Source organism: Pseudomonas fulva NBRC 16637 = DSM 17717 (assembly GCF_000730565.1).
GTDB lineage: Bacteria > Pseudomonadota > Gammaproteobacteria > Pseudomonadales > Pseudomonadaceae > Aquipseudomonas > Aquipseudomonas fulva.
In genome coordinates this window covers 62,098-77,420 of record NZ_BBIQ01000006.1, presented here as the reverse complement: position 1 = coordinate 77,420, position 15,323 = coordinate 62,098, and the positions used below count along the sequence as shown (strand labels likewise).

The 15,323-nt window shown below is 62.3% G+C and carries 14 protein-coding genes and 1 pseudogene; 12 read left to right on the top strand and 3 right to left on the bottom strand.

Annotated elements, in window-relative coordinates:
* Nucleotides 1-122: 122 nt before the first annotated feature.
* The 3 genes and pseudogenes from PFU01S_RS08355 to PFU01S_RS08350 all read left to right on the top strand — a co-directional run bounded on the left by PFU01S_RS08355 (nucleotide 123) and on the right by PFU01S_RS08350 (nucleotide 2,770).
* Nucleotides 123-1,610 (top strand): SulP family inorganic anion transporter, encoded by a 1,488-nt coding sequence (locus PFU01S_RS08355; protein ID WP_028687136.1) that lies wholly within the window; start codon nucleotides 123-125, stop codon nucleotides 1,608-1,610.
* 95 nt (nucleotides 1,611-1,705) lie between these two features.
* A pseudogene (locus PFU01S_RS21705) lies at nucleotides 1,706-1,867 on the top strand (transposase domain-containing protein); the annotation flags it as partial.
* Between the two features lie 153 nt (nucleotides 1,868-2,020).
* Nucleotides 2,021-2,770 carry an RHS repeat-associated core domain-containing protein gene (locus PFU01S_RS08350; RefSeq protein WP_081783942.1) on the top strand — a complete coding sequence of 250 codons (750 nt, stop codon included), beginning with the start codon at nucleotides 2,021-2,023 and terminating at the stop codon, nucleotides 2,768-2,770.
* 91 nt (nucleotides 2,771-2,861) lie between these two features.
* On the opposite strand, the gene PFU01S_RS08345 is transcribed toward PFU01S_RS08350, so the two are convergent.
* From PFU01S_RS08345 to pmrG, 3 genes are all read right to left on the bottom strand, one after another.
* Nucleotides 2,862-4,115: a TIGR03862 family flavoprotein gene (locus PFU01S_RS08345; RefSeq protein WP_028687134.1), complete on the bottom strand. Its 1,254-nt coding sequence runs from the start codon at nucleotides 4,113-4,115 to the stop codon at nucleotides 2,862-2,864.
* Nucleotides 4,116-4,263: 148 nt separating this feature from the next.
* Complete coding sequence (locus PFU01S_RS08340) at nucleotides 4,264-5,178, bottom strand: histone deacetylase family protein (RefSeq protein ID WP_027915218.1); 915 nt, start codon at nucleotides 5,176-5,178, stop codon at nucleotides 4,264-4,266.
* A gap of 110 nt (nucleotides 5,179-5,288) precedes the next feature.
* The gene (gene pmrG / locus PFU01S_RS08335; RefSeq protein ID WP_028687133.1) at nucleotides 5,289-5,975 is read right to left on the bottom strand and encodes a lipopolysaccharide core heptose(II)-phosphate phosphatase PmrG; all 687 of its coding nucleotides are present in this window, start codon (nucleotides 5,973-5,975) and stop codon (nucleotides 5,289-5,291) included.
* Between the two features lie 181 nt (nucleotides 5,976-6,156).
* Here pmrG and PFU01S_RS08330 point away from each other — a divergent pair, with 181 nt between their 5' ends.
* The 9 genes from PFU01S_RS08330 to PFU01S_RS08290 all read left to right on the top strand — a co-directional run bounded on the left by PFU01S_RS08330 (nucleotide 6,157) and on the right by PFU01S_RS08290 (nucleotide 15,261).
* Nucleotides 6,157-6,729 (top strand): GNAT family N-acetyltransferase, encoded by a 573-nt coding sequence (locus PFU01S_RS08330; RefSeq protein ID WP_027915216.1) that lies wholly within the window; start codon nucleotides 6,157-6,159, stop codon nucleotides 6,727-6,729.
* Nucleotides 6,730-6,870: 141 nt separating this feature from the next.
* Entirely contained in the window at nucleotides 6,871-7,740 is an 870-nt protein-coding gene (tesB, locus tag PFU01S_RS08325; RefSeq protein ID WP_028687132.1) for an acyl-CoA thioesterase II, read from the top strand.
* Complete coding sequence (locus PFU01S_RS08320) at nucleotides 7,737-8,327, top strand: HAD family hydrolase (RefSeq protein WP_028687131.1); 591 nt, start codon at nucleotides 7,737-7,739, stop codon at nucleotides 8,325-8,327. Before tesB ends, PFU01S_RS08320 begins: the two co-directional genes overlap by 4 nt.
* Before the next feature lie 48 nt (nucleotides 8,328-8,375).
* Complete coding sequence (locus tag PFU01S_RS08315; protein ID WP_028687130.1) at nucleotides 8,376-9,386, top strand: zinc-dependent alcohol dehydrogenase family protein; 1,011 nt, start codon at nucleotides 8,376-8,378, stop codon at nucleotides 9,384-9,386.
* Between the two features lie 128 nt (nucleotides 9,387-9,514).
* A complete protein-coding gene (locus tag PFU01S_RS08310) occupies nucleotides 9,515-10,630 on the top strand; it encodes an ABC transporter substrate-binding protein (protein ID WP_027915213.1) in 1,116 nt (371 codons plus the stop codon).
* Nucleotides 10,631-10,650: 20 nt separating this feature from the next.
* The gene (locus PFU01S_RS08305; RefSeq protein WP_255212320.1) at nucleotides 10,651-11,688 is read left to right on the top strand and encodes a FecCD family ABC transporter permease; all 1,038 of its coding nucleotides are present in this window, start codon (nucleotides 10,651-10,653) and stop codon (nucleotides 11,686-11,688) included.
* Nucleotides 11,685-12,446, top strand: a complete 762-nt coding sequence (locus PFU01S_RS08300; RefSeq protein ID WP_028687128.1) for an ABC transporter ATP-binding protein — start codon at nucleotides 11,685-11,687, stop codon at nucleotides 12,444-12,446. The genes PFU01S_RS08305 and PFU01S_RS08300 overlap by 4 nt, the downstream gene beginning before the upstream one ends.
* Nucleotides 12,447-12,794: 348 nt before the next feature.
* Nucleotides 12,795-14,186, top strand: a complete 1,392-nt coding sequence (gene gabP, locus PFU01S_RS08295) for a GABA permease (protein ID WP_028687127.1) — start codon at nucleotides 12,795-12,797, stop codon at nucleotides 14,184-14,186.
* A 256-nt stretch (nucleotides 14,187-14,442) separates the two neighbouring features.
* Nucleotides 14,443-15,261, top strand: coding sequence for a hypothetical protein (locus PFU01S_RS08290; RefSeq protein ID WP_028687126.1), 819 nt, complete (start codon nucleotides 14,443-14,445; stop codon nucleotides 15,259-15,261).
* Nucleotides 15,262-15,323 lie beyond the last annotated feature (62 nt).

Sequence of the window (15,323 nt, the reverse complement as noted above, 5' to 3'; positions counted from 1 at the left end):
GTCGCGTTCTGCTGCGCCTGATTTTTGGTCGCCGCTATCTCACAACCTAAATGAAGACAGAAGCACCTGCATTGCTCAGCGCTGGCCGCTGTGCGTCATGCCGTGCCTGCTATAGGTAAACCATGCTTGAAAAAATCAAAGCTGCCTGGCTATCAAATGTCCGGGCTGACGTTCTTGCTGGACTCGTTGTTGCGCTCGCCCTCATTCCCGAGGCTATCGCCTTCTCGATCATTGCCGGAGTCGACCCCAAGGTTGGCCTTTACGCCTCATTCTGCATTTGTACCGTGATCGCATTTGTCGGTGGTCGGCCCGCAATGATCTCTGCGGCCACGGGGGCTATGGCTTTGCTGATGGTGAATCTGGTCAAGGATCATGGCCTTCAGTACCTGCTTGCTGCCTCATTGCTTTGCGGCGTGCTGCAAATAGCAGCGGGATATTTAAGGCTGGGAGAGCTGATGCGCTTTGTATCGCGCTCGGTTGTAACTGGTTTCGTAAACGCTTTGGCGATCCTGATTTTCATGGCGCAGTTGCCCGAGCTGACTGGTGTTACATGGCCGGTTTACGCCATGACCGCTGGAGGCCTCGCGATTATCTATCTCTTCCCTCGACTGCCTGTTGTAGGGAAGCTGCTGCCATCGCCGCTAGTGTGCATCATTGTGCTCACCGCAATCTCGGTACACATGGGCCTGAAAATTCATACGGTGGGAGATATGGGCTCATTGCCTGACAGCTTGCCGGTATTCATGTGGCCAAGCGTACCGCTGAATTTGGAGACCCTGCTGATTGTGCTTCCTTACTCAGCCGCGCTGGCAGTGGTAGGACTTTTGGAGTCCATGATGACCGCGACCATCGTGGATGACCTGACGGACACCACCAGTGACAAGAACCGTGAGTGTAAAGGTCAGGGAGTTGCCAATATCGCAACCAGCCTCATAGGAGGCATGGCCGGCTGCGCCATGATTGGCCAGTCTATGATCAACGTTAAGTCAGGCGGTCGCACGCGTCTTTCTACCTTGTTTGCCGGAGTTTCTCTGCTGATCATGATGATCTTCCTTGGCGATTGGCTGGCCCGGATACCAATGGCCGCGCTGGTTGCAGTAATGATCATGGTGTCTATCAGTACCTTCAGTTGGGGATCGATCCGAAATCTCAAGGAGCATCCGCTCTCAACCAACATCGTTATGGTTGTCACCGTTGTGGTTGTAGTTGCGACTCATAACCTGGCGTTCGGAGTAGTCGCAGGCACCCTGCTAGCCGCGATGTTTTTCGCAAACAAAATCGGCCACTACCTGGACGTGTCCTCTAAGCGTGATCCGGATAATGCTCACCGGACGTACTACGTGGCGGGGCAAGTATTCTTTGGTTCAGCAGACAGATTCTCCAATGCTTTTGACCTCAAGGAGCGGCTAGACACCCTGACGATTGACCTGCGTGAAGCTCATTTTTGGGACATCACAGCAGTGGCTGCGCTGGACAAGGTTGTGCTCAAGCTTCGTCGCGAAGGTATCCAGGTAGATGTGATCGGGATGAACCAAGCGACTTCAACGCTGGTGGATCGCTTCGGAATACATGACAAACCCGATGGTATTGACACGCTGATAGGACATTAACGGTGATCCCCGGGGCAATGTCTACCGACTTGCTTAGGCACGTACACGGCCAATGGGAGGCCATTGGTCTGTGGCTAGCAGTCAATATGCATTAACGGGACGCTTACCGCACAGCGGCCATCATGAGCTTGATTCGGTCGGCCCGCATGAATGGGCATGATCCGTATGCCTATCTCAAGGACGTGTTGACGCGATTGCCAACACAGTGGGCTAGCGAGATTGAGGCTTTGCTGCCGCATCAGTGGACGCCAGCTTAACGAGCGCAAGGTGTGTTCGCTGGCCGCTTACGGTACTTCCAGAGACCGTGCAGCCTTACTTGCAGTACAGAGCCTGGCCTGACAAATCTGCCAGTTTTTTTCACCAGGCACATTGCACATCATTAGATACCCCGATAGGGCTAGGTGTGTCTCATGTGTCATACAGCAAGCTTGGTATCACGGACTGGCCAAGCATTCTCCTATTTGCCCTATGGCGACCAACGCTGCGCCCCACGCCTCTATGGACTGGCTTACAGCGGCCAGCTACTGGACCGTAGTACCGGGGGGTATCTGCTCAAGAGAAGGATGTACCAACCCCAGCTGAGGCGTTTCTACACCCCAGATCCGCTTAGTCCTTTCCTAAAGGGAGGCTTGAACGCGTATGCCTACTGCGAAAACGATCCGGTTAATTTCAACGATCCTGAAGGGAGTAACCGATTCAAGTTGTATAAAAGTAATCTAGAGCCTGTTTGGAACAAGATCGAAAATAGAAAACTTCGGCTGAAGGGCTTCTCTTACGACTCCTCAAAGCCCGAGGGTGAACGTATTAACAGGTTTCGTGTGAAAGTGGCAAATGGCCAACCGCTAGAGCGTGCTGACCCAGATGCTCCCACGAGTGGTTCTTTCTATGTTAACGAGGACCAATCTCTGTTCATAAGTGAGTATCTCGTTGCCAATGACAAGGTGGGTTTGTATCGGTTGAAAGATTTCGGTTTCATCGAAGCAGGCTTTACGTTGAAGGATGTGAACCCTACCCATATCAAAGTGGTAAATGGAAAACCTGTACCGGATAGCAACATGATCATGGTCAACGATTCAGGCAAGACCGATTATTCGAAACAGGATCTGCGACTGCCTGGGTTGAACGACGCAATCCGCAAAGGGCAGCCTGGAATGCGTTGATCACTCATTGCAAGGTAAGCAGCTGGTGGCACAGCCGGGGCTTGAGTAGCCCCGATTGCACAAAGCGAGGACAGGCCTGTGAAACCTGCGATCAGCCCGTCGTATTCCCCTGCCGCCCCACCCACGCCGCCGCTGCCCGACCGGCCCGCAGCCCGCTGGCGAAGCAGGCAGTCAGCAGATACCCGCCTGTTGGCGCTTCCCAGTCCAGCATCTCGCCCGCACAGAACACCCCTGGCATGTGCTTTATCATCAGCCCCTCATCCAGGCTTTCGAAACGCACCCCGCCGGCACTACTGATCGCTTCGTCCAAGGGACGAGTGCGCACCAGCGTGATCGGCAGGGCCTTGATCGCCTGGGCAAGGGCTGGCGGGTCGGCGAATGTGGCCGGGTCGGTCAGCTCGCGCAGCAGCGCCGCCTTGACCCCGTCCAGGCCCAATTGCCCTTGCAAGTGCTTGGCCATGGACCGCGAGCCCCTCGGGCGTGCCAGGGCCTGGGCAATCTTGTCCACAGGCTTGTCCGGCAGCAGGTCCAATATCAGCACACCGCTGCCACATTGCTCGATGGCCGCACGCACCTGCGCCGACCAGGCGTAGACCAGGCTGCCTTCCACACCCTGGGCGGTCAGGATGAACTCGCCTTTGCGCGGCGTACGGCCTGGCACGCTCAGGGCAATGTTCTTGACCGGCGCCCCTGCGAACTTGTCGGTGAGCACCGCACTCCAGCCCGCGACCTCGAACCCGCAATTGCTCGGTCGCAGGGGTGAGATATCCACAGCGCGGTCAGCCAGGGTTGCCTGCCAGCGCCCATCCGATCCCAGCCGCGCCCAACTGCCGCCACCCAGTGCCAGTACGACCACGGCGGGCCGGACCAGCCGCTCGCCCTGTGGATAAGCAATGCGCAGCGCGCCGTCCTCGCTCCAACCCAGCCAGCGATGACGGTTGTGGATAACCACGCCGCTTTCACGCAGGCGCTTGAGCCACGCGCGTAAGAGCGGGGCGGCCTTCATGTCGGTTGGGAACACGCGGCCCGAGCTGCCCACGAACGTGGCGATACCCAGCCCGTGAATCCACTGGCGCAAGGCGTCTGCGTCAAAGTCGCGCAACAGCCCGTCAACCTCGCTTCGGCGCTCGGCATACCGCGCCGCAAAAGCAGGGTAGGGTTCGGAATGGGTGATGTTCATGCCGCCCACGCCTGCCAGCAGAAACTTGCGACCCACCGAAGGCATGGCGTCGAACACTTCCACCGAAAGCCCGGCCTGTGCCAGGGCTTCAGCCGCCATCAGGCCGGCGGGGCCGCCCCCAATGACAGCGGCGACAGGAGGGGCGGGGTGACTTACTTCGGACATGATGGGCTGCAGGCTGTGGAAAAGATGCGCATTCTAGCGCAGCACAGCCCTCACAAGCACTGATCAAAAAATGATCAATGTCGCGCAAGCAGCGCTATTAAAGGGCTACAGCCTGTTTCGCTCAGGTTATCCACAAGCGGTTCCACAGTCATTGTGCACAACGCAAGACGTTGGCCGCCGTGTGATGAAGCACGCCGTGGCGCTTGGCCAGCGCTCTGCGATCCTTGCTGTAACCGCCCCCGATCACGCCCATGACCGGAATGTCGCGGCCCAGGCACTGGCCGAGCACGCGCGCGTCACGTGCGGCCAGCCCTGCATCGGTGATTTGCAGGTAACCCAGGGCATCGTCCTTGTGAACATCGACCCCGGCGTCGTACAGCACCAGGTCAGGCTGATAGAGCGGCAGCAGGTAATTGAGCGCCTCATCCACCACGTGCAGGTAAGCGTCGTCCCCCATGCCACGTGGCAGGGGGATGTCCCAGTCGCTTTGCGCCTTGCGGGCCGGGAAGTTCTGCTCGCAATGCAGGGAGACGGTAATGGCGTCGGGCGTGTCTTCAAGAATGCGCGCGGTACCGTCCCCTTGATGAACATCGCAATCGAAGATCAGCACCCGGTGCACGCGGCCGGCTTCGAGCAGGTAACGGCTGATCACGGCCAGGTCATTGAAGATGCAAAAGCCGGCTGGGTGGTCGTAGTGGGCATGGTGGGTACCGCCCGCCAGGTGACAGGCCACCCCGTGTTGCAGGGCCATCTCGGCCGTCAACAGCGAACCCCCGACCGCACGCACGGTGCGCCGCGCCAGCGCTTCGCTCCACGGCAGGCCCAGGCGCCGCTGGTCCTCGCGGGACAGCTCGCCGTGCATGTAGCGCTCGATGTAACGGCGGTCGTGGGCCAGCGCAAGAATGTCATTGGGGCAGATCTCGGGCCGCAGCAACGCCTGGTCGGTGGTCAACCCACTGTCGATCAGGTGATCGTGCAGCAGACGAAACTTGTCCATCGGAAAACGATGGTCCGGCGGAAACTCCGGGCTGTAGTCTTCGTGGTAGATCAGCGGCAGCGACATGGGTTATCCACAACAAGAAACAGACTTGATCTTGCCATGACAGCCAGCGGCTGTGGAAAACTTTGCTAGCCCAGCGTGCAAGCCGGTGCCCACCTATGCAACGGGCACTTTCAACGTGCAGCGCTGGCCAGCACGCGCTGCCATTCGGGCGCGTTCAACCGCCCCAGGATGCGTGCCTTGCCATTGTCGTCCACGGAAACGAACAAGGCACTGGCATAACCGCTGTCCCGTTCGCCGCCGGTAACGTTCTGCTGGCGAGCGAACTGATCGACGCAGCCGTTGTGGGTTACCAGCACCAGGTTGTGTTCGGGGCGTTTGGCTGCCAGCGCCTGAGCCGGGAAGCCGCCGTCGCACTGGCCGATCCATTCCCGCGTGGCCACCGGCTGCCCCAGAATGAAATGCGCCGTCTGCTGGGTGCGCACCTTCGGGCTGCTCAACAGGTCGGCATCGGCCAGCCCCAGGTGCTTGAGGCCTTCGCCCACGCGCCCGGCAGCCTGGCTGCCGGCGACCGTGATGCCAGCCGGGTCGCCCAGGCAGGGGCCCGGTGCGCTGTCACAGCGCTCGGCATGGCGGATCATGACGATCACCGCACCGTTGGCCCAGGCCTGGAGCAAGCCGCTTTTGCTGAGTTGTTGTTCGCTACCAAGGTCCACGATGGAGGTTCTCGTCATAAACCAGGAGGTGGATGCCGCCACGGCCAGGCACAGGCTCAAGGCGACGGTCACGGTGCTGCGGGGCAGCCATCGCTTGCGCGGTGAATGCATTGCGTAGGGCGGCAGAGTGTTGCTCGACAGCATGGGTGGCTCCGACAGGGAAACCGCGCGCTGGGCGCGGCAGGGATGGCGGCATTTTGCTAACCCGCGTGTTGCCAGCCGGTGAAGCGCATGTGAAAAATGCATTCGGCTACTCATTACCCGGTGCGCGGTCGTGCCTGCGCCTACGCTGTACAGTGCAGCACGCCAAAACGGAGCGAACCCCATGACCCCCATTCTGGAACTGGAAAGCGCGCGGCTGATTCTGCGCCAATGGCAGGACGAGGATCTGCGCGAGTTCGCTGCCCTGTGCGCCGACCCCCAGGTCATGCGCTACTTCCCCGCGCCGCTCACACGCCTTGAAGCGGCTGCCTTGATCGGCCGCATCCGCGGGCATTTTCATGAGTACGGGTTTGGCCTGTGGGCGCTTGAGCGCAAGGACAGTGGGGCTTTCATCGGCATGACGGGCCTGCTCAATGTCAACTTCGACGCGCCCTTCGCCCCGGCAGTCGAGATCGGCTGGCGCCTGGCACGTCGGCACTGGGGCCTGGGGTTTGCCAGTGAGGCGGCCTGGACGTGCTTGCGCTGTGCGTTTGCCCAGTTGCAGGTCGAGCAGGTGGTGTCCTTTACCAGCACCCTCAACCTGCCCTCGCAGAAGGTGATGCAAGCCATCGGCATGGAGCAGGACCTGGCAGGCAGTTTCGACCACCCGCGTGTCGCCCTCGGCCATCCACTGCGCCCGCATGTGCTGTATCGGATCGATCGCGCGCGGTGGGAGCAGACCTTGCGGGCCGAGTGAACCGCCAGGGGGGCTGGCGATGTCAAACCCTGTATCATTTGCGCTATTGGACGGTGCGGCTCATGCGTGGGCCGCGCCGGTTGAATCGAGCGCCGGCCCACGGCGCCTTGTGAGCACGTCTTGCGTCTACGGAGAACCCTGATGAGTCATGTGTTGGACGACCTGGTCGACCTGTTGAGCCTCGAAGCCATTGAAGAAAACCTGTTCCGCGGCCGCAGCCAGGACCTGGGTTTTCGCCAGCTGTATGGCGGCCAGGTGCTGGGCCAGTCCTTGTCGGCCGCCAGCCAGACGGTAGAGGATGCCCGCCACGTGCACTCGCTGCACGGCTACTTCCTGCGCCCGGGCGATGCCAGCCTGCCGGTGGTGTACTCGGTGGACCGCGTGCGTGATGGCGGCAGTTTCAGTACCCGACGCGTCACGGCGATTCAGAAGGGCAAGACGATCTTCACCTGCAGCGCCTCGTTCCAGTACGACGAGGACGGGTTCACCCACCAGGCACAGATGCCCGATGTGGCCGGCCCTGAAAACCTGCCCACCGAAGTGGAACTGGCCAGCGCCATGGCCGATCAGCTTCCTGAGCGCATCCGCGACAAGGTGCTGTGCGCCAAGCCCATCGAGATTCGCCCAGTAACCGAGCGTGACCCGTTCAACCCCAAGCCCGGCGACCCGGTGAAATACGCCTGGTTCCGCGCCGACGGCAATCTGCCGGCTATCCCTGCGCTGCACAAGTACATCCTGGCCTACGCCTCTGATTTCGGACTGCTGACCACATCGATGCTGCCCCATGGCAAGTCGGTCTGGCAGCGGGACATGCAGATCGCCAGCCTGGACCACTCTTTGTGGTTCCACGGCAACCTGCGGGCTGATGAATGGCTGCTGTACGCCACCGACAGCCCCTGGGCTGGCAATGCCCGTGGCTTCTGCCGCGGCAGCATCTTCAACCAGGCCGGCCAACTGGTCGCCTCGTCCAGCCAGGAAGGCCTGATCCGTCATCGCAAGGACTGGGCATGAACCTGGGCCAGGTGCGCCATTGGGTATTCGACATGGACGGCACCCTGACCGTGGCCGCGCATGATTTTGCCGCTATCCGCGTGAAGTTGGGCATTCCTCCCAAGGACGACATTCTGGCGCACCTGGCGGCTCTGCCCGCAGACGAAGCCGCCGCCAAGCATGCCTGGCTGCTGGAGCACGAGCGTCATCTGGCGCTGGCCTCCAAAGCTGCCCAGGGGGCGGTGGAGCTGGTCCGTGAGCTGACCAGCCGTGGTTGCCAACTGGGCATCCTCACCCGCAATGCCCGCGAACTGGCACACATCACGCTCCAAGCCATTGGCCTTGCCGACTGTTTTCCGGTGGCGCACATTCTTGGGCGTGACGAAGCGCAGCCCAAGCCCAGCCCCGATGGGCTGCTCAAGATTGCCGGCGCCTGGGGCGTCGCGCCGCAGGCGATGGTGATGGTGGGCGACCACCGCTTCGACCTCGACTGCGGGCGAGCCGCCGGCGCGGGCACGGTGCTTGTGAACCAGCCGCACGACGCCTGGCCGGGCCTTGCCGACCGACATGCGCCCGACTGTCATGCCTTGAAGCGTATGCTGGGCTGACCCCACGCTCGCCGGGCACTTTCCTTTTTACAGATGGAGCACTCGACCATGAGCAGCAAGGCGATCTACGTTCAACCCGGTGGCGGCTACGACAAGGTCGAGGTCGGCACCTGCGAGGCCACTGCCCCAGGCGTGGGTGAAATCACCGTACGCTTGCATGCCAGTTCCCTCAATTACCACGACTTCGCCGTGGTCAGCGGCATGTGGGGCCCAACCGAACGGCGCATCCCGATGGCCGACGGTGCCGGCGAGGTGATCGCCGTGGGCAGCGGCGTCAGCGACTTTCAGGTCGGTGACAGCGTGGTCAGCACCTTCTTCCCTGACTGGCTGGATGGTGAGGCCAATGTCGAGGGCTTTGCCCGGGTGCCGGGCGATGGCCTGGACGGTTATGCCCGTGGCCATGTGACCGCGTTGGCCACGGCCTTCACCCGCGCGCCCAAGGGCTTCAGCCACGCCGAGGCGGCGACCTTGACCACCGCCGGGCTTACCGCCTGGCGCGCGCTGATGAGCGACGATCACCTCAAGCCCGGTGACACGGTGCTGGTACAGGGCACCGGCGGGGTGTCGATCTTTGCCCTGCAGTTCGCCAAGCTGGCCGGTGCGTCGGTGATCGCCACCTCTTCCAGCGATGCCAAGCTCGAGCGGCTCAAGGCCTTGGGCGCCGACCACGTGATCAACTACACGCGCACGCCGGCCTGGGGCGAAAAGGTGCGTGAGCTGACCGACAACCGTGGGGTGGACCATGTGATCGAAGTCGGCGGGCCCGCCACCCTGGAGCAATCGATGATCGCCGCACGCATCGGGGGCCATGTCTCGCTGATCGGCATTTTGACCGGTGTGGCGGGGCAGCTGCCGCTGGTGCAGGCCCTGGTGCGGCAGATCCGCCTGCAGGGTGTGCTGGTAGGCAGCCGTGCCCAGCAGCAGGCCATGGTCCGGGCCATCGAGGCCAACGGCCTGCGCCCGGTGGTGGACAAGCACTTCGAGCTCGAACACATCGTCGATGCGTTTCGCTATCAGGAAAGCAACCGCCATTTCGGCAAGATCTGCCTGACCTGGTAACGCCTTGGGGTAACGGGATGTAATGGCTGGCGACCAGACCAATACATTCGCGCACATCGGGAGCACAGGCGGCTGGCTAGAATGCCCGGCTCCGTTGCGACTGATTCTCTCTTCAAGAGGACGCCCCGATGTGCCTGTTCCCCCGTTTGCGGCAGCGCCTGCTGCCTGCCTTGCTGCTGCTGGCGTCCTGCCTCGGCTTCGCCCACACCGCCCAAGCCCTGCAAGTTACCGATGTGCTGGGGCGTACCGTCGAGCTTGACCACGCCCCGCAACGTATCGTGCTGGGCGAGGGGCGTTTGTTCTTCGCCCTGGCGCTGCTCGACCGTGATAACCCCTTCCAGCGCGTGGTGGGCTGGCAGAACGACATGCGCTTGCTGGACCCGCATACCTATGAGGTCTACGCCCGGCAGTACCCGCAGATCGCCAAGCTGCCCTTGATCGGGCAGGCCTCCGAGCAGAGCGTGAGCGCCGAGCAGATCCTGTCGCTCAAGCCTGACCTGGCCATTTTCAGCATCGCCGGCGAAGGCCCGACCCAGCACAGCCCGGTGGCCGATCTGCTGGCCAAGGCCGGCGTGCCGGTGTTGTTCATCGATTTTCGTGTGCACCCCATGCGCAATACCCACGTCAGCATGCAGGCGCTGGGTACGCTGCTAGGCCGTGAACAGCAGGCGCAGCAGTACCTCGACCTGTACGACCGTCACCTGGAGCAGGTGAAAGCGGGCGTGGCTGGCATCAAGGAAAGCGAGCGGCCCAAGGTGTTTCTGGAATTGCTGGCCGGGGTGTGGCAAGCGCCTGGCCATACCACTGGCAAAAGCGGCTTGGGCAGTGTGGTCCAGGCGGTGGGTGGCCATAACATCGGTGCCGACGTGGTGCCCGGTGCGCTGGGCGATGTGAGCGTCGAGTACGTGCTGCAAGCCGACCCCGACGTCTATATCGCCACCGGCAACCGCGCCCCCGGCGTACTGCTGGGGGCCGGGGTTTCCGAAAAAACGGCCCGGGACAGCCTGGCGAAGATCACCGCCCGCCCGGAATTCGCCCCCTTGCGTCCCATCCAGGCCGGCCAGGCCCATGGCTTGTGGCATGACTTCTACAACTCGCCGTTCAACATCCTTGCGATTGAAGCGATGGCGCGTTGGGTGCACCCGGAGCGGTTCAAGGACATCGACCCGCAAGCGACCATGGCCGAGATCAACCGCATGCTCAAGGTAGGGCTGGACGGTCAGTACTGGGTCGACGCCCAGTGAACGCACAGGCGCTGCCAGGCGTGCAACAGGCCGCCTGGCACTACCGCCGGCTGCTGTGGCGGCGTACCGGGCTGGTTGCCGGGCTGGCCGTGCTGTTGCTGGTTTCGGTCTTGAGCGACCTGGCCAGCGGTGCGTCGGGGATGAGCCTGGGGCGACTGGTGCAAGGCCTGTTCGACCCGGCCACGCTCAGCGCCACGGAGCGGGTGATCATCTGGAACGTGCGCTTGCCCTACGCGCTGATGGCGGTGCTGGTGGGCACGGCACTGTCGCTCGCAGGGGCCGAGATGCAGGCAATCCTCGACAACCCGCTGGCCAGCCCCTTCACCCTGGGGGTGTCCTCGTCAGCGGCACTGGGGGCTTCGCTTGCCATCGCCTACCCGCTCACCATCGCCTGGATGACGGCGGGGGTGCAGGTGACGGTGATGGCCTTCGTCTTCGCCTGCCTGTCGGTGGTGTTGTTGCAGGCCATGTCGCGGCTTCGCGGGGCGGGCGTGGAGAGCCTGGTGCTGTTCGGCATCGCCCTGGTGTTCAGCTGCAATGCCCTGGTGTCGCTGTTGCAACTGCTGGCCACCGAAGACGTATTGCAGCAACTGGTGTTTTGGACCATGGGCAGCCTGGCTCGGGCCGATTGGAACAAACTCGGCATTCTGGCGCTGGTGGTGGCGCTGGTGTTGCCGTTTTCGCTGCGGGCGGCACCTGCGATGACGCTGCTGCGCATGGGCGAGGACCGGGCGCGCAGCTTCGGCGTGGACACCCGGCGGCTGCGTTTTGCCTCGCTGCTGCGCATCAGCCTGTTGTCGGCAACCGCCGTGGCATTCGTTGGCACCATCGGCTTCGTCGGCCTGGTCGGGCCGCACATTGCGCGCTTGCTGGTGGGGGAAGACCAGCGGTTCCTGCTGCCGGCCAGCGCGCTGGTGGGCGCGCTGATGCTTTCGTTGTCCTCCATTGCCAGCAAGCTGATCATGCCAGGCGTCATCGTGCCGGTCGGCATCGTCACCGCCCTGGTGGGGGTGCCGATTTTCGTGACGCTGGTGTTCCGGCGAGGGAGAAAGCTGTGAGCCTGGTGATCGACAAGGTTTCGGTCGCCTACGGTGCGCGGCAGATTTTGCACGAGGTCAGCCTGCCTGCCCTGCCCGAAGGCAGCCTGGTGGCGCTGGTGGGGCCCAACGGGGCGGGCAAGTCCACGCTGCTCAGGGCCCTGGCAGGGCTCGAACGCATGCGTGGCGGCCTGCGCCTGGATGGCCAGGACGTGAACCGCCTGGCCTTTGCCGAGCGCGCTCGACGGCTAGCCTACATGCCCCAGCAGTTGCCCCCCGGCATTGCCCTCGGCGTGCTGGAAAGCATCATGGCCGCACTTCGCGTAGGCAGCGCGGACGACCTGCTGGGCCAGGCCTTTGCGGCCCTGCGCCAGCTGGGTATCGAGCACCTGGCCCAGCGCTCGCTGGACAGCTTGTCCGGTGGGCAGCGGCAATTGGTGGCGCTGGCCCAGTTGCTGGCGCGCAACCCGCAGGTGCTGCTGCTCGACGAGCCCACCAGCGCGCTTGACCTGCATTATCAATTGCGGGTCATGGACGCCGTGCGTGAGCGCGTGCAGGTGCATCGCCTGTTGGCGGTGGCGGTGCTGCACGATATCAACCTGGCTGCCAGCCATGCCGACTGGCTGGTGGTGCTGCGCGAGGGCAGGGTGGTCGCCAGTGGTACGCCGCAGGATGTGTTGGTGCCCGACCTGCTGGCGCAGGTGTATGGCGTCCAGGCGCGGGTCGAGCGCTGTTCCCAGGGGCGGCTGCAAGTGCTGGTCGACCACGCCTTGGCCTGATGCCCGCGCCACCCGCTGCCTGCTGGACAGGTAGCGGGTGCAACACACTCGAATGAAAAACAGAAGGGTCATTGGCGTTGATGGCGCGTTCGGACATGCCAATCGCGACATTTGTCGCTTGCACAAAAGCGCTGTCGTGATCGAACAGTTCCGGGGCGTTCTCGTGTAATTTCCCTCATCCCTGCGGGGCTTAAATGAAGCCCGACCCCCACCGGCACGTTGCCTTGTGATGCGCTGCAAAGATCAACAACAGAGCGCAAGCAACCTGTCGACCTGAACCCTTCAAGGAGCTATTTTCGCCTACGCCTGCCCGTCCATCCTTGTGTCAGCAAAAAGAGAACAACATCAATGAACACCGTGGGATCTGATGGCAACCTTGCACAAGGTTTCAAGCCACGTCATGTAACGATGCTGTCCATCGCCGGCATCATCGGCGCCGGACTTTTCGTCGGCTCGGGCCACGCCATTGCGGCAGCCGGCCCGGCTACCATAATCTCCTATTTCGTGGCCGGGACCTTGGTCGTCCTGGTCATGCGCATGCTCGGCGAAATGGCCGTCGCGCACCCCGATACCGGTTCATTTTCCACCTACGCCGACCAGGCCATCGGCCGCTGGGCCGGCTACACCATCGGCTGGTTGTACTGGTGGTTCTGGGTGCTGGTCATTCCCATCGAAGCCCTGGCGGCAGGGCACGTGCTCAACGCCTGGTTCCCGCAGATAGACAGCTGGATATTCGCCTTGGCGTCGGTGCTGTTGCTGGCAGGTACCAACCTGTTCAGTGTGGCCAAGTACGGTGAGTTCGAGTTCTGGTTCGCCATTTTGAAAGTGACTGCGATCCTTGCCTTCATCAGCCTCGGCTTCGCGGCGCTGATGGGTTGGCTGCCCAACCGTGAAGTCAGCGGTTTGAGTGGGCTGATTGCCGAGCATGGCGGTTTTGCGCCCAATGGCTGGGCGGCGGTGGTGGGCGCGTTCATCACTGTGATGTTCAGCTTCATCGGCACGGAGGCAGTGACCATCGCCGCTTCGGAGTCGAGCGATCCTTCGCGCAACATCGCCAAGGCCACCCGTTCGGTCATCTGGCGCATCAGTACCTTCTACATCCTCTCCATCTTCGTGATCATTTCCGTCGTGCCGTGGAACGACCCACAGTTGGCTGTGGTGGGCTCGTATCAGCGTGCACTGGAAATCATGAACATCCCCAATGCGGCCTTGCTGGTCGACCTGGTGGTGCTGGTAGCGGTCACCAGCTGCATGAACTCCTCGATCTACATCGCCTCGCGCATGATGTATTCGCTGGCCAAGCGTGGCGATGCGCCGGCAATGCTCAAACACACGTCCAAGGTCGGCGTACCCCGTGCTGCGGTGTTCGGCAGCACCCTGATCGGTGCATCCATCGCCGTGCTCAACTACTTCGCACCCAAGGGCGTGTTCGAGTTCCTGCTGGCAAGCTCAGGTGCCATCGCGCTGCTGGTCTACATGGTCATCGCCATCTCCCAACTGCGCATGCGTCGCCGTCTTGAGCGGGAGAATACTGAGCTCAAGTTCCGCATGTGGCTGTTCCCCTGGTTGACCTGGGCGGTGATCATCTTCATTGCCCTGGCCTTGGCGGTGATGATGTACACGCCCGAGCACCGGGCGGAAGTGAGCGCCACGCTGGGGCTTGCGATCCTGATTTCCTTCCTGGGTATCGTGACGACACGCGGTCATGCGCAGCCTGTGGGGGCGCGGTCGTTGGGTTGAGATGAGCTTTGCTGGAGCCTCGAGGCTGCGATGCGGCCTCAGGGTTATCAGCTTCGCAACTCAGGGTGCTGGGGCCGCTTTGCGGCCGACGCATCCAATGGCCCGGCCAAACCGGCCGAGCATACACACTGGCACCCCCCTACCGAATGATGGAAAATCGCGCCTCGCCCGTCTGGGCGTCGCTGTCAACGACACGGATGTGAGGCGCTTTTCTCGCTGCGCCTGCTTCGATTTTCCAGAGTAAGGATACGTCCCCATGACCCTGTGTAGATTCCTCCTGCCCATGCTGGCCGCCATGGCCCTGACCGGCTGCGTCACGACCGAGCAAATGCCCGACGGTCGTACCAAGGTTCGTTTTTCCGACGACACGGTCAGCTCACTGACATCGATGATGCCTTCGGCCATGGCCAACGGAATTGCTGGCAGTGCTGGCAGTGAGCTGGACTTGATTGCCACCTTGCCCTCGAGCAGTGGCGAGTACCTCTACCTGGGCGGCAGGTTCGACGCCGAGTGCACTGCAGCCTTGTTCTACAGCGCCAAGTCCGGCAAACCACTCGCGACCAAGATCGACGACAGCTGCAGGATTCGCTACCTGGCCAGGCAGCAGGACCTCAAGGCGATTGGTAAACCCTACGACCGCGCAGCCCCTGTCGGCGAACTGGATGGCCCGCATCACCCCTATTGGGATTCGCTCACGCGCCGGGTCATTGGGCAGCTCGCCGCGCAGAAGCAGTTTAAAACGCGAGTAGGTGTCATCCCCCGCTATGACAAGGCAGGCACACCGTTTGTCACCCTCGGGTTCCTGGGCCAGGGCAAAAGTGAGGACTACGCCCTCAGGGCAACGCCAGCTCCGGCACCGGTGGTGTTCAGCGATCCGGCCGATGGCGTCCAGATGCGGGCCACCGCCGTCAGGCGACAGACTGACCTTGGTGAGTCCATCAAGTGTGAAGCGTTGCTGGAGCCGCAAGCTGCCGTCGACCTGGGGCGCAAGCCGCCTTCGGTCAACACCAGTGACTTTACGCGTTACGTAGTGCCCATGAAGATCACGTCCATGAGCTGCACACGTCTGTACTAGGGCAGGCGGGAATGCCAGCCTTGCAGGGCTGGCAGCTCATAGGCGCTGGGCGGCGAGGCGAT

Bases quoted from the DNA above. Each gene is read 5' to 3' on its own strand.
- PFU01S_RS08355 (WP_028687136.1), top strand. From the start codon at position 123: ATGCTTGAAAAAATCAAAGCTGCCTGGCTATCAAATGTCCGGGCTGAC.
- PFU01S_RS08350 (WP_081783942.1), top strand. From the start codon at position 2,021: ATGTGTCATACAGCAAGCTTGGTATCACGGACTGGCCAAGCATTCTCC.
- PFU01S_RS08345 (WP_028687134.1), bottom strand. From the start codon at position 4,115: ATGTCCGAAGTAAGTCACCCCGCCCCTCCTGTCGCCGCTGTCATTGGG.
- PFU01S_RS08340 (WP_027915218.1), bottom strand. From the start codon at position 5,178: ATGTCGCTGCCGCTGATCTACCACGAAGACTACAGCCCGGAGTTTCCG.
- pmrG (WP_028687133.1), bottom strand. From the start codon at position 5,975: ATGCTGTCGAGCAACACTCTGCCGCCCTACGCAATGCATTCACCGCGC.
- PFU01S_RS08330 (WP_027915216.1), top strand. From the start codon at position 6,157: ATGACCCCCATTCTGGAACTGGAAAGCGCGCGGCTGATTCTGCGCCAA.
- tesB (WP_028687132.1), top strand. From the start codon at position 6,871: ATGAGTCATGTGTTGGACGACCTGGTCGACCTGTTGAGCCTCGAAGCC.
- PFU01S_RS08320 (WP_028687131.1), top strand. From the start codon at position 7,737: ATGAACCTGGGCCAGGTGCGCCATTGGGTATTCGACATGGACGGCACC.
- PFU01S_RS08315 (WP_028687130.1), top strand. From the start codon at position 8,376: ATGAGCAGCAAGGCGATCTACGTTCAACCCGGTGGCGGCTACGACAAG.
- PFU01S_RS08310 (WP_027915213.1), top strand. From the start codon at position 9,515: ATGTGCCTGTTCCCCCGTTTGCGGCAGCGCCTGCTGCCTGCCTTGCTG.
- gabP (WP_028687127.1), top strand. From the start codon at position 12,795: ATGAACACCGTGGGATCTGATGGCAACCTTGCACAAGGTTTCAAGCCA.
- PFU01S_RS08290 (WP_028687126.1), top strand. From the start codon at position 14,443: ATGACCCTGTGTAGATTCCTCCTGCCCATGCTGGCCGCCATGGCCCTG.